Here is a 12,806-nt window from a genome sequence, read left to right on the forward strand (position 1 = left end):
GGGCGCGGCGGGCGGCGAGGGTGGGAGGGCGGCGTGGAACGGCGGGTGTCCCGGGAACGTGCGAGCGCCGATCGCGCTCGCGTGCCACGCCAACGTCGGTGGCAGCGACGTCCCGCGCGACCGCACGACGTACGGCCGCTCGATTCAGAGCGTCAGGCCGCCGTCGATGTGGACGATCTGCCCGGTGATCTGTCGCGCCGCATCCGACAGGAGGAACGCGATCAGCGCGGCGACGTCGTCGGGTTCGGCGATCCGGCCGAGCGGTGTCGCCTGTTCGGCCTGTGCCCATGCGTCGGCGTTGCCGGCGCTCGGCCCGTGGTCCTTGCGCGTGAAGCCCGGCGCGACCGCGTTGACGGTGATGCCGCGCGCGGCGAATTCGGCGGCGGCGGTGCGCACGAGCGATTCGAGCGCGGCCTTCGCGGCGGCGGTGGCCGCGAACGGCGCGTCGGCGCGGTAGCGGTGTGCGACGAACGAACTGACCGCGACGATCCGCGGCGCGGCCGACGCCTCGAGCAGCGGCCGCGCGCGGCCCGCGAGCGCGGAGAACGCGCCGGGCATCGCCGCGAAGGCGGACGCGAGCGCGTCCGAGGAAAGACCGGAAAAGGATTGCCGCGCGGCGAAGCCGGCGTTGGCGACGAGATGATCGAGCCCGCCGAAGCGCGTGGCGGCGGCATCGACGAGCGACGCGGCCACGCCCGGCTCGCCGAGATCGCCGGTGAGCGTGACGCACTCCGCGCCGGCCGCCGTGCACGCGCGGGCGACTTCGGCGAGCCGCGCGCGTGCCGCTTCGTCCGCGCCGCGTGCGTGCAGCGCCAGTGCGATGCCGGGCGCCGCGAGCCGCCGCGCGAGCGCCGCGCCGATCCCCGAGCCGGCGCCGGTGATCAGCGCGATCCGGGCGACGTGCGCGGCGCGTGGCCTCACGCGGCGACCTTGTCGCTGTCGTTCACGCGCTCGACGTTGATCGTGCCGACGTGGAACGCGGCCAGCGACTCGCGGTGCGCGATGCTGACGATCGCGGCCTTCGGCAGCCGTTCGGCGAACAGGTGGTACAGGCGCGCCTCGTTGTCGGCGTCGAGCGCGCTCGTCGCTTCGTCGAGGAACAGGAAGTCGGGTTTGTGCAGCAGCACGCGCGCGCCGGCAAGGCGCTGCTGTTCGCCCGGCGACAGCACGCGGGTCCAGTGCGCGGTCTCGTCGAGGCGCTCGGCATAATCGTCGAGGCGGCATGCGCGCAGCGCGTCGCGACAGGCTTCGTCGCTGAACGCGTCGGCTGTCGCCGGATAGGTGAGCGCGGCCTTCAGCGTGCCGATCGGCAGATAGCTCGTTTGCGGCACGAACATCATCCGCGCGCCGACCGGCGCATCGATCGCGCCGTCGCCGAACGGCCAGAGCCCCGCGAGCGCGCGCATGAACGTGCTCTTGCCGGAACCCGACTTGCCGATCACGAGCCAGCGCGAGCCGGGTTCGATCGTGACGCTGCCGATGTTCGCGAGCGCGTTGCCGTTCGGCAGCGCGAGCTTGAGCGACGACGTCGACAGCTTCGCGGCGTCGACGTAATGCAGGTTGATGCCACCGTGCTCGGTCGCGGGCGACAGGCTTTCCTTCAGGTGCGACGTGCCCATCACGCGCTTGAATTCGCGCAGACGGTTGACGGTGGCGCGCCACTCGACGAGGGTCGAGTAACTGTTGATGAACCACGAGAACGAATCGCTGACGGTACCGAACGCGGACGAGATCTGCATCAGCACGCCGAACGAGAACGCGCCCGCGAAATAGCGCGGCGCGGCGACGACGAGCGGGAAGATGATCGCGATCTGCCCGTAGAAGCTCAGCACGAACGTGAGCCGCTTCGTGTACTTCATCACGCGCCACCAGTTGTCGCGGATGCGCATGAAGAGGTTTTGCGCGTTGCCGGTCTCGGTCTTCTCGCCGTCGTAGAACGCGATCTGCTCGGCGTTCTCGCGCACGCGGATCAGCCCGAAGCGGAAGTCGGCCTCGACGCGCTGCTGCTGGTAGTTGATCGACACGAGCGGGTGGCCGACCTTCTGGATGATCAGCGAGCCGACCACCGCGTACAGTGCCGCCGCCCACACCATGTAGCCGGGGATCGTGATCGGCGTCGCGCCGAGCGAGAGCGTCAGCGCGCCGGCGAGCGACCACAGGATCGTGATGAACGACACGAGCGTGACGACCGTCGACAGCAGGTCGAGCGACAGCGCGAGCGTGGTCGTCGAGAACGACTGAAGGTCGTCGGTGATCCGCTGGTCGGGGTTGTCGGCGAGACGGTCACGTTCGATCCGGTAGAACGCGCGATCGCCGAGCCACTGGCCGAGAAAACGGTCGGTGAGCCACTGGCGCCAGCGGAAGCCGAGCATCTGCCGCAGGTAGCGGCCGTACACGGCGAGGATGATGAACGCGAACGCGAGCGCGGAGAACTGCATCAGCAGGTTCGGGAAGTCGTGGACGTCCTTCGACTGCAGCGCGTTGTAGAACTCCGCGTTCCACTTGTTGAGCCGGACGTTGATCCAGACCACGCAGAGGTTGATCGCGATGATCGCGACCAGCAGGCCCCATGCGATTTTCCATTCGGACGATACCCAGTAGGGCTTGATGAGGCTCCATGCGGATACCGGGCGCTCGTCCTGCGGCGCGTCGGAGGCGGAGCGGACGGGATCGATCGATTGGGTCATGTGCTTCCTGATGAGTAGCCGGCGCGCGGGCCGGGCGAAGCCGGGCGCGCGCCGCGATACGGCATGCCGGGACGCGGCGCCGACTGACGGCGGGCGTCCGGATGGTCGCCCGCGTGTCTTAAACGGCACTTAAGGCCGGCGGTGACGCGGCAACCGGCCGCTCGTGCGGCCGGCCTGCGGGCATTGTGCCAGAGCGGCGCGGCACGACGGCGAATTTGCCGCAAGGGGGACAGTTTGCGGCGCTTTCCGCTTTTATGGTCTAATGGCCGACGACGAAACAGGGGTGCTTTGTAGCGCGGCCGGCGGATGTTCCGGGCAGCGCAATGAGGCTGAGAAAGACCCTTCGCACCCGATCCGGGTAATACCGGCGAGGGAAGTTTCTGATCCCGCCGGGTCGCGCTGGCTGCCATCCCACATGGTCAGCGCCCGAGTCCCGCCCGGCCGGCCTTTGCTGCCGGTTTCGTCCTTTTGGGTACGCGCATTGCGCGTTACGGAAGGAATGATGACCGCACAATCTTCAGTCTTTTGCATGGTTCCCGGCCCGATGTCGCGTGCGTTCGCATGCGGCGGCGCGTGCGCGTCGACGTTCGTCGGGCGCGCCCGCGCGGAGGGGGCGCGATGAACGTCCGGGACACCCACCCCGATTTCGCGGTGCTCGGCGGCGGCCTCGTCGGCCGCCTGATCGCATGGCGGCTCGCAGGCGACGGCCATCGCGTCGCGCTTTACGAGCGCGGCGGCCCGGACGGCGAGCAGTCGGCCGCGTGGATCGCGGCCGCCATGCTCGCACCGCTCGCGGAAGCGGCGAGCGCGGAGCTGCTGATCACCGAGCTCGGCGCCGCGTCGCTCGCGCGCTGGCCGCAGTGGCTCGCGGAACTGCCCGAACCCGTCTTCTTCCAGCATCACGGCACGCTCGTCGTCTGGCATCACGCCGACCGCGCGGAGGCGCCGCTGTTCGAGCGGCGCGTGCGCGCGAACGCGCCGGCCGGCCTGTTCGACAGCGGTTTCGTGACCCTCGCCGGCGCGCAGGTCGACGTGGCCGAGCCGGTGCTCGCGGGCCGCTTCGCGCGCGGCCTGCTGCTGCCGAACGAAGGCCAGCTCGACAATCGCCAGGCGCTGCGCGCGCTCGCGGCCGGCCTCGCCGAGCGCGGCGTCGACCTGCACTGGCACGTCACGATCGACGATGCGAACCTGCCCGCCGCGCATTTCACGATCGATTGCCGCGGGCTCGGCGCGAAACCCGCGCTGCCCGCGTTGCGCGGCATCCGCGGCGAAGTCGCGCGCGTGCACGCGCCCGGCATCGGGCTCACCCGGCCCGTGCGGCTGCTGCATCCGCGCTACCCGCTCTACATCGCACCGAAGCAGGACGATCTCTACGTGATCGGCGCGACCGAGGTGGAGGGCGAGGACATGTCGCCCGTCAGCGTGCGCTCCGCGCTCGAACTGCTGAGCGCGGCATTCTCCGTGCATCCGGCGTTCGGCGAGGCGCGCATCCTGGAACTCAATGCGCAGTGCCGGCCGACGCTGCCCGATCATCGCCCGGCGGTGATCTGGGATGGTGCGTCGACGCTCGCCGTCAACGGCCTGTACCGGCACGGCTTCATGATCGCGCCGGAAGTCGCGCACGCGGCCGTCGCGCTTGCCGAAGCCGCGCTCGGCGGCGTGTTCGGCGATCCCGACGCGTTCGCCGCGTGGCGCGACGCCGAGCGCTGGCCGACGCTCCTTCATTACCGCAACGACGCGCGCCAGCCGGCCTGACGCGCACCGCCGACCGAATTCGACGAGCCTCATGGACATCCAGATCAACCAACAGAACCTGACGTTGCCCGACGGCGCAACGGTGGCCGACGCGCTCGCCGCGTACGGCGCGCGTCCGCCGTACGCGGTCGCGCTGAACGGCAACTTCGTCGCGCGCACGCAGCACGCGGCGCGCGCACTCGCGGCGGGCGACAAGCTCGACGTCGTGCACCCGGTCGCGGGCGGCTGAGCGCCGCCGGTTCGTCCCCGCTCTTTCAGGAAAACGACATGACGTCCCTCACCTCCGCCGACGCGCTGACGCTGTACGGCGAAACCTTCGCAAGCCGCGTGCTGATCGGCACGTCGCGCTATCCGTCGCTGCAGTCGCTGTCCGATTCGATCGCCGCGTCGCGCCCCGGGATGGTGACGGTCGCGCTGCGCCGCCAGATGACGGGCGGCACGGCCGAAGCCGGCTTCTTCGACCTGCTCAAGCGCCACGCGGTGCCGCTCTTGCCGAACACGGCCGGCTGCCAGACCGTCGCCGAAGCCGTGACGACCGCGCACATGGCGCGCGAGGTCTTCGGCACCGACTGGATCAAGCTCGAGCTGATCGGCGACGACTACACGCTGCAGCCCGACCCGGTCGGCCTGATCGAGGCGGCCGCGCAACTGGTCAAGGACGGTTTCAAGGTGCTGCCGTACTGCACCGAGGATCTCGTGATCGGCCGGCGCCTGCTCGACGCCGGCTGCGAGGCGCTGATGCCATGGGGCGCGCCGATCGGCACCGGCAAGGGCGTCGTGAACCCGTACGGGCTGCGCGTGCTGCGCGAGCGCCTGCCGGACGTGCCGCTGATCGTCGACGCCGGGCTCGGCGTGCCGTCGCACGCGTGCCAGGTGATGGAATGGGGCTTCGACGGCGTGTTGCTGAACACCGCCGTGTCGCAGGCCACGCACCCGGAGATCATGGCGCGTGCGTTCGCGCAGGGCGTCGAGGCCGGCCGTGCCGCGTATCTCGCCGGGCCGATGGACGCGCGCGAGACCGCGCACGCCAGCACGCCGGTCGTCGGGATGCCGTTCTGGCACCAGGACGGGGGCGGCGCATGAGCGTGCGTTTCGCCGATGCATTCTGGCCGCCGGCCGACGAACTGGCCGAAGCGGCCGAACGGATTCGCGCCCGGCTGGGCGACTGGCCGGGCGCCGCCGCGCCGTGGCGGCTTTGCGTCGCGGTTCCCGATGCGCCGGCCGACGGCGACGTGCTGATCGTATCGGCCGGCGACCGCGCCGCGCAGGCGCGCGCGTCGGCCGCGTCGCGGCCCGCGGCGCCGGGCGCGGTCGCGATCGAATTCGACGAGCAGGGCGCGGTGCTGCACACGGCGGGCGCGCGCCACGCGCTCGACGCCGCGCACCCGCTCGCGGACGACTGGATTGCCGCGCTCGCCGCGTTCCTCGACTGCGGCTTTGCGCCGGTCGACGCGCTGGTGCTGGCGCTGGCCTGGCGCGACGGCGACGAAACGCGCGCCGCCGATGCGTGGCCGGTCGACGCCGCGCGGTTTCCGCGTGTCGCCGGGCTGCCGGCCGCGCCGGAGCCGGCGTTCGCGCCGTGCCCCGCGCAGCTCGGCCTCTATCCGGTCGTGCCGGACGCCGAATGGGTCGAGCGCGTGCTCGATTGCGGTGTGCGGACCGTGCAACTGCGCGTGAAAGGCGCGACGCCGGACACGTTGCGGCGGGAAATCGCACGCGCGGTCGCGGCCGGGCGCCGCCATCCCGATGCGCGCGTGTTCATCAACGATCACTGGCAGATCGCCGTGGAAGAGGGGGCGTACGGCGTTCATCTGGGCCAGGAAGACCTCGAAACGGCCGATCTGGCCGCGATCGCGCGCGCAGGCCTGCGGCTCGGACTTTCGAGCCACGGTTATTACGAAATGTTGCGCGCATTGCACGAGCGCCCGAGCTACCTCGCGCTCGGCCCCGTGTTTGCGACCGCGACCAAGGCCGTCGCCGCGCCGCCGCAGGGCCTGGCGCGGATTGCCCGCTATGCACGCTTCGCGGGGGCGCGTGCGCCGCTCGTCGCGATCGGCGGGGTGGGGCTCGACGCGCTGCCGGCCGTGCTGGCGACGGGTGTCGGCAGTGTCGCGGTGGTCAGTGCGGTGACGGGCGCGGCCGACTATCGGGCTGCCGTTGTTGCATTGCAGCAATGTTTTCCCGGACAATTTGACAATCATTGACCGCAGGGCCCGGAACGGCGTCACGACATCATTCCAATGCAGGCCCTATAATTCGGCGTTCTGCGTAAAAGGACTGTCAGCTCCGTGAGCCCCACTCCTACCGAGACCCTGCTGGAACTTCGCGACGTCGACTTTGGCTACGGCGACCGCCTCGTCCTGTCCAACCTGAACCTGCGCTTCGGGCGTGGGCAGGTCGTCGCGGTCATGGGCGGGTCGGGTTGCGGCAAGACGACCGTGCTGCGCCTGATCGGCGGCCTCGTGCGTGCGCGCCGCGGCCAGGTGCTGTTCGACGGCGCCGATGTCGGCGCGCAAACGCGCGACGGCCTGTATGCGCTGCGCCGCAAGATGGGCATGCTGTTCCAGTTCGGCGCGTTGTTCACCGACATGTCGGTGTTCGAGAACGTCGCGTTCGCGCTGCGCGAGCATACCGACCTGCCCGAAGACCTGATCCGCGACCTCGTGCTGATGAAGCTCAACGCGGTCGGGCTGCGCGGTGCGCGCGACCTGATGCCGTCCGAGGTGTCGGGCGGGATGGCGCGCCGCATCGCGCTGGCGCGCGCGATCGCGCTCGATCCGCAGCTCATCATGTACGACGAGCCGTTCGCCGGCCTCGATCCGATCTCGCTCGGCATCACCGCGAACCTGATCCGCACGCTGAACCAGGCGCTGGGTGCCACGTCGATCCTCGTCACGCACGACGTGCCGGAATCGTTCGCGATCGCCGACTACGTGTATTTTCTGGCCAACGGCGGCGTGCTCGCGCAGGGTACGCCCGACGAGCTGCGTGCGTCGACCGATCCGAGCGTGCGGCAGTTCATCGACGGCGCGCCGGACGGCCCGTTCAAATTTCATTACACGAGCCCGCCGCTGGCGGCGGATTTCGGACTCGGCGGAGGGCGTGCATGATCAGCGCGATCGGACGTTACGTCATCGGTGGCCTCGAGCGCGCGGGCTACGGCACGCGGCTGTTCGTGCGCCTCGTGCTGGAATTCTTCCCGCTGCTGCGCCGGCCGCGGCTGGTCACGAAGCAGATCCACTTCCTCGGCAACTATTCGTTCGTGATCATCGCCGTGTCGGGGCTGTTCGTCGGCTTCGTGCTCGGCCTGCAGGGGTACTACACGCTGAACCGCTACGGTTCCGAGCAGGCGCTCGGCCTGCTGGTCGCGCTGTCGCTCGTGCGTGAGCTCGGGCCGGTCGTCACTGCGCTGCTGTTCGCGGGCCGCGCGGGCACGTCGCTCACGGCCGAGATCGGTCTGATGAAAGCCGGCGAGCAGCTCACCGCGCTCGAGATGATGGCGGTGGACCCGATCAAGAACGTGATCGCGCCGCGCCTGTGGGCGGGCATCATCGCGATGCCGCTCCTGGCCGCGATCTTCAACGCGGTCGGCGTGCTCGGCGGTTACTTCGTCGGTGTCGTGCTGATCGGCGTCGATCCGGGTGCGTTCTGGTCGCAGATGCAGGGCGGGGTCCAGGTCTGGGCCGACGTCGGCAACGGCGTGATCAAGAGCATCGTGTTCGGGTTCGCCGTGACCTTCATTGCACTGTTTCAAGGGTATGAAGCGAAGCCCACGCCCGAGGGCGTGTCGCGCGCGACGACCAAGACGGTCGTGTTCGCGTCGCTCGCCGTACTCGGCCTCGATTTCCTGCTGACCGCGCTGATGTTCAGCTAAGCCTCAGCCAAGCCAAATTTTGGGATGACGATGAAAAAGACTGCTCTCGACTTCTGGGTCGGCCTGTTCGTGGTGGTGGGCTTCCTTGCGGTGCTGTTCCTGGCGCTGAAGGTCGGCAACATGAGCTCGTTTTCGTTTCAGCCGACCTACTCGGTGAAGATGAAATTCGACAATATCGGCGGGCTGAAGCCGCGCGCGGCCGTGAAGAGCGCGGGCGTCGTGGTCGGCCGCGTGAAGGCGATCGGTTTCGACACGAACACGTACCAGGCGCTTGTCACGATCGATGTCGACGGCCAGTATCAGTTCCCGAAGGATTCGTCGGCGAAGATCCTGACGTCGGGCCTGCTCGGCGAGCAATATATCGGCCTCGATCCGGGCGGCGACACCGAAATGCTGAAGTCGGGCGATACGATCACGATGACGCAATCGGCGATCGTCCTCGAGAACCTGATCGGCCAGTTCCTTTACAGCAAGGCCGCCGATGCGGGCGGCGCGAAGCCGGCAGCCGGCGCGCCGGCCGCGCCTGCGCCGGTGGCGGTGCCGGCGTCGGCGGTGTCCGCTGCGCCCGCCGCGTCCGGTTCCGCGGCCCAATAACCACACGAGAGATTAGAAGAGGGTAATGACCATGCAGACGATCCGCATCAGGCACGCCGCGCTGGCGATAGCGGCAGTCGCCGCGTTGAGCGGCTGCGCGACCGTGCAGACGCCGACCAAGGGCGATCCGCTCGAAGGCTTCAACCGGACGATGTACAAGTTCAACGACACGGTCGATACGTATGCGCTGAAGCCGGTCGCGAAGGGCTACCAGTACGTGGTGCCGCAGCCGGTTCGCGACAGCGTGACGAACTTCTTCTCGAACATCGGCGACGTCTACATCGCGGCGAACAACATCGTGCAGCTGCGGATCGCGGACGGCGTCGGCGACATCATGCGCGTCGTGATCAATACGGTGTTCGGCGTCGGCGGCCTGTTCGACGTTGCGACGATCGCGAAGCTGCCGAAGCACACGGCCGACTTCGGGATCACGATGGGCCGCTACGGCATGCCGTCGGGCCCGTATCTGGTGTTGCCGCTGCTCGGCCCGAGCACGCTGCGCGACACGGCCGGCCTGGGCGTCGACTACGTCGGCAACCCGCTCACCTACGTGAAGCCGGATGGCCTGAGCTGGGGCCTGTTCGGCGTCAACCTCGTCAACACGCGTTCGAACCTGCTCGGCGCGGGCGACGTGCTGGATGCCGCGGCACTCGACAAGTATTCGTTCGTGCGTAACGCGTACCTGCAGCGCCGCCAGATGCTGATCAGCAACGCGCGCGGCGAGGCGGCCGCGACGTCGAGCAACGACGCGCTGCCGAAGTACGACCTGCCGGACGACGGCGCGGCACCGGCGGCAGCCGGTGCGGCCGGTACGGCGGGCGCGGCAGCGGTGGGCGGCGCGACGGCGCCGGCAGGCGCATCGGGCGCGGCCGAATCGCCGAACCCGGCCAGCGAGACGAACGTGCCGCCGATGCAGGTGGCGCCGCCATCGCCGGGCGGGTTCCGCTTCCCGAGCATTCGTCTGCACTGACGGATTTACATTCGTTACAGCCAGAAACGATTCAGTCGGTAGCGTGCGCGAACTTGCGCGTAAGCTACCTGCTCCAACCTTCGCATCGACTTATTCATGCAGGTCACTATGATGAAAAAACTGTTCCTGATCCCCGTTTTCGCGGCGCTGTTCTCGTTCGGCAGCGCAGCCCACGCGCAAGTCGACCAGTCGAACCCGCAGGCGCTGATCAAGACGGCGACGCAGCAGGTGCTCGACGAAGTCAAGCAGCAGACGATCAAGCAGGGCGACACCAACCGCATCATCTCGATCGTCAACAAGGACATCCTGCCGTACACCGATTTCCGCCGCACCACGCAGCTCGCGATGGGCCGCAACTGGCGCACGGCGACGGCCGAACAGCAGCAGCAGGTTCAGGAGCAGTTCAAGCTGCTGCTGATCCGCACGTATTCGGGCGCGCTGGCGCAGCTGAAGCCGGACCAGCAGATCCAGTACCCGCCGTTCCGTGCCGATTCGGCCGATACCGACGTCGTGGTCAAGACGGTCGCGATGAACAACGGCCAGCCGGTCCAGATCGACTACCGCCTGTACAAGACGGCGAACGGCTGGAAGGTGTATGACCTGAACGTGCTCGGTGCATGGCTGATCCAGACGTACCAGCAGCAGTTCAACGAGAAGATCCAGCAAAGCGGCGTGGACGGCCTGATCCAGTTCCTCACGCAGCGCAACCAGCAACTTGCCGCCGGCAAGCAAGCGTCGTGAGCGGTTTCGAAGCCGGCTCCTCGCTGACCGTCGCGAGCGCGAAGTCCGCGCTCGCGGACGGTCTTGCGCGCATCGGCGCGGGCGCGACCGCCGTCGATTGCGCGGCGCTGACGCAGTTCGACTCGTCCGCGCTCGCCGTGCTGCTCGCATGGCAACGTGCCGCCAAGGCGCGCGGCGCGACCCTCGACATCCTCAATCTCCCCCCGAAGCTCGCCAGCCTCGCGCGCGCCTACGGCGTCGACGCGCTCATCGAAGGCACCGGGCGACATTGACCCTGTCCGACCGGAGCCTGCCGCGCCAGCCGGCGCGCGCACGCTTCAGGCCGCGTGCCTCCGGCACCGGCTCCACCAGCCGGTTTGCCCTATAATCAAGCGTTTTGCGGGGCAGCCAATCGGCGTCCGGCCCCCATTTTCATTCGCAGCAAGCACAGAATAGGCGTCGCGGCCCTTGCGCCGCGCACAGTCATGTCAGCCATAGAAATCCGTCACGTCAAGAAGCGCTACAAATCGCTTCAGGCGCTCAAGGGCGTCAGCCTGTCGGTCGAGGAAGGCGAGTTTTTCGGTCTGCTCGGCCCCAACGGCGCAGGCAAGACCACGCTCATCAGTATCCTCGCCGGGCTCGCCCGGGCCGACGAAGGCAGTATCTCGGTGCGCGGTCACGACGTCGTCAAGGACTTCCGTGGCGCGCGCCGCGCGCTCGGTGTCGTGCCGCAGGAACTCGTGTTCGACCCGTTCTTCACCGTCCGCGAGACGCTGCGGATCCAGTCCGGCTATTTCGGGCTGCGCCGCAACGACGACTGGATCGACGAGGTGATGGCCAATCTCGACCTCACCGAGAAAGCCGACGCGAACATGCGCGCGCTGTCCGGCGGGATGAAGCGCCGCGTGCTGGTCGCGCAGGCGCTCGTGCACCGGCCGCCCGTGATCGTGCTCGACGAGCCGACCGCCGGCGTCGACGTCGAGCTGCGCCAGACGCTGTGGAAATTCATCTCGCGCCTGAACCGCGAAGGTCACACGATCGTGCTGACCACCCACTACCTCGAGGAAGCCGAGTCGCTGTGCGACCGCATCGCGATGCTGCGCCGTGGCGAAGTCGTCGCGCTCGACCGCACCGACGCGCTGCTGCGCCGCTTCGCCGGGCTGCAGCTGTACCTGCGGCTGGCAACGGGCGCGCTGCCCACCGAGCTGCGCGGGCTGGAGACCGATCCGGCCGCGCGCGCGCCGGGCGAGCACCTGCTGCGCCTGACGAGCTACGACGATGTCGAGCGGATCCTCGCGCAATGCCGCGCGGCGGGCTGCACATTCGACGAGATCGAGGTCCGCAAGGCCGACCTCGAAGACGTGTTCGTCCAGGTGATGAACGGGGCCGAGGTGATCGAGGGACTGGCATGAGCGGGTTTCAAACGCTGTTCTACAAGGAGCTGCTGCGTTTCTGGAAGGTGTCGTTCCAGACGGTGCTCGCGCCGATCGTGACGGCGCTGCTGTACCTGACGATCTTCGGCCACGCGCTGTCGGGCCGCGTCGAGGTCTATCCGGGCGTCGAGTACGTGAGTTTTCTCGTACCGGGCCTCGTGATGATGAGCGTGTTGCAGAACGCGTTCGCGAACAGTTCGTCGTCGCTGATCCAGTCGAAGATCACCGGCAATCTCGTGTTCATGCTGCTGCCGCCGCTGTCGTACCGCGACATCTTCGGCGCGTACGTGCTCGCGTCCGTGGTGCGCGGCCTCGCGGTCGGCACGGGCGTGTTCGTCGTGACGATCTGGTTTATCCCGATGCATTTCGCGGCGCCGCTGTTCATCATTGCGTTCGCGCTGCTCGGCTCGGCGATCCTCGGCACGCTCGGCCTGATCGCCGGGATCTGGGCCGAGAAGTTCGACCAGCTCGCCGCGTTCCAGAACTTCCTGATCATGCCGCTGACGTTCCTGTCCGGCGTGTTCTATTCGACGCATTCGCTGCCGCCCGTGTGGCGCGAGATCTCGCGTCTCAATCCGTTTTTCTACATGATCGACGGCTTCCGTTTCGGGTTCTTCGGCGCGTCCGACATCAACCCGTTCGCGAGCCTCGCGATCGTCACCGGTTTCTTCGTGCTGCTCGCGCTGATCGCGATGCGGCTGCTCGCGACCGGCTACAAACTGCGTCATTGATATCGACAGGCAGCGGCCGCCATCCAGGCGGCGCGCGCCGAC

14 protein-coding genes and 1 riboswitch are annotated in these 12,806 nt (G+C 68.6%); of the genes, 12 read left to right on the plus strand and 2 right to left on the minus strand.

Translation table 11 applies throughout. The annotated features are described in order from the left end of the window. Positions 1-144: 144 nt before the first annotated feature. Positions 145-921 (minus strand): SDR family NAD(P)-dependent oxidoreductase, encoded by a 777-nt coding sequence (locus AB3K92_RS24055; protein ID WP_059589735.1) that lies wholly within the window; start codon positions 919-921, stop codon positions 145-147. Beyond that, a complete protein-coding gene (locus AB3K92_RS24060) occupies positions 918-2,687 on the minus strand; it encodes an ABC transporter ATP-binding protein/permease (RefSeq protein ID WP_021163928.1) in 1,770 nt (589 codons plus the stop codon). The genes AB3K92_RS24055 and AB3K92_RS24060 overlap by 4 nt, the downstream gene beginning before the upstream one ends. 269 nt (positions 2,688-2,956) lie before the next feature. After that, a riboswitch (TPP riboswitch) is annotated at positions 2,957-3,080 on the plus strand. A gap of 225 nt (positions 3,081-3,305) precedes the next feature. Here AB3K92_RS24060 and AB3K92_RS24065 point away from each other — a divergent pair. The 12 genes from AB3K92_RS24065 to AB3K92_RS24120 all read left to right on the plus strand — a co-directional run bounded on the left by AB3K92_RS24065 (position 3,306) and on the right by AB3K92_RS24120 (position 12,764). Continuing rightward, positions 3,306-4,442 (plus strand): FAD-dependent oxidoreductase, encoded by a 1,137-nt coding sequence (locus AB3K92_RS24065; protein WP_124923787.1) that lies wholly within the window; start codon positions 3,306-3,308, stop codon positions 4,440-4,442. Between the two features lie 31 nt (positions 4,443-4,473). Continuing rightward, complete coding sequence (gene thiS / locus AB3K92_RS24070; RefSeq protein WP_011350713.1) at positions 4,474-4,671, plus strand: sulfur carrier protein ThiS; 198 nt, start codon at positions 4,474-4,476, stop codon at positions 4,669-4,671. Positions 4,672-4,709: 38 nt separating this feature from the next. Further along, positions 4,710-5,525 carry a thiazole synthase gene (locus AB3K92_RS24075; protein ID WP_021163925.1) on the plus strand — a complete coding sequence of 272 codons (816 nt, stop codon included), beginning with the start codon at positions 4,710-4,712 and terminating at the stop codon, positions 5,523-5,525. Then, complete coding sequence (thiE, locus tag AB3K92_RS24080) at positions 5,522-6,646, plus strand: thiamine phosphate synthase (protein WP_063807512.1); 1,125 nt, start codon at positions 5,522-5,524, stop codon at positions 6,644-6,646. The genes AB3K92_RS24075 and thiE overlap by 4 nt, the downstream gene beginning before the upstream one ends. A gap of 84 nt (positions 6,647-6,730) precedes the next feature. Next, a complete protein-coding gene (locus AB3K92_RS24085; protein WP_006477138.1) occupies positions 6,731-7,552 on the plus strand; it encodes an ABC transporter ATP-binding protein in 822 nt (273 codons plus the stop codon). After that, positions 7,549-8,316, plus strand: coding sequence for a lipid asymmetry maintenance ABC transporter permease subunit MlaE (gene mlaE, locus AB3K92_RS24090; protein WP_021164333.1), 768 nt, complete (start codon positions 7,549-7,551; stop codon positions 8,314-8,316). Before AB3K92_RS24085 ends, mlaE begins: the two co-directional genes overlap by 4 nt. Positions 8,317-8,346: 30 nt before the next feature. Next, on the plus strand, positions 8,347-8,910 hold the full coding sequence (mlaD, locus tag AB3K92_RS24095; RefSeq protein ID WP_059484024.1) for an outer membrane lipid asymmetry maintenance protein MlaD: 564 nt from the start codon (positions 8,347-8,349) through the stop codon (positions 8,908-8,910). Positions 8,911-8,941: 31 nt separating this feature from the next. Beyond that, a complete protein-coding gene (locus tag AB3K92_RS24100; protein ID WP_059484008.1) occupies positions 8,942-9,880 on the plus strand; it encodes a VacJ family lipoprotein in 939 nt (312 codons plus the stop codon). Between the two features lie 111 nt (positions 9,881-9,991). After that, a complete protein-coding gene (locus AB3K92_RS24105) occupies positions 9,992-10,621 on the plus strand; it encodes a phospholipid-binding protein MlaC (RefSeq protein WP_042976633.1) in 630 nt (209 codons plus the stop codon). Further along, entirely contained in the window at positions 10,618-10,893 is a 276-nt protein-coding gene (locus AB3K92_RS24110; protein ID WP_027788544.1) for a lipid asymmetry maintenance protein MlaB, read from the plus strand. The genes AB3K92_RS24105 and AB3K92_RS24110 overlap by 4 nt, the downstream gene beginning before the upstream one ends. Positions 10,894-11,085: 192 nt before the next feature. Then, positions 11,086-12,012, plus strand: a complete 927-nt coding sequence (locus tag AB3K92_RS24115; protein ID WP_021161862.1) for an ABC transporter ATP-binding protein — start codon at positions 11,086-11,088, stop codon at positions 12,010-12,012. Beyond that, positions 12,009-12,764, plus strand: a complete 756-nt coding sequence (locus AB3K92_RS24120) for an ABC transporter permease (RefSeq protein WP_048026521.1) — start codon at positions 12,009-12,011, stop codon at positions 12,762-12,764. The genes AB3K92_RS24115 and AB3K92_RS24120 overlap by 4 nt, the downstream gene beginning before the upstream one ends. Positions 12,765-12,806 lie beyond the last annotated feature (42 nt).

Origin of the sequence: Burkholderia sp. Bmkn7, assembly GCF_041103175.1 — a bacterium.
Classification (GTDB): Bacteria; Pseudomonadota; Gammaproteobacteria; order Burkholderiales; family Burkholderiaceae; genus Burkholderia; species Burkholderia cepacia.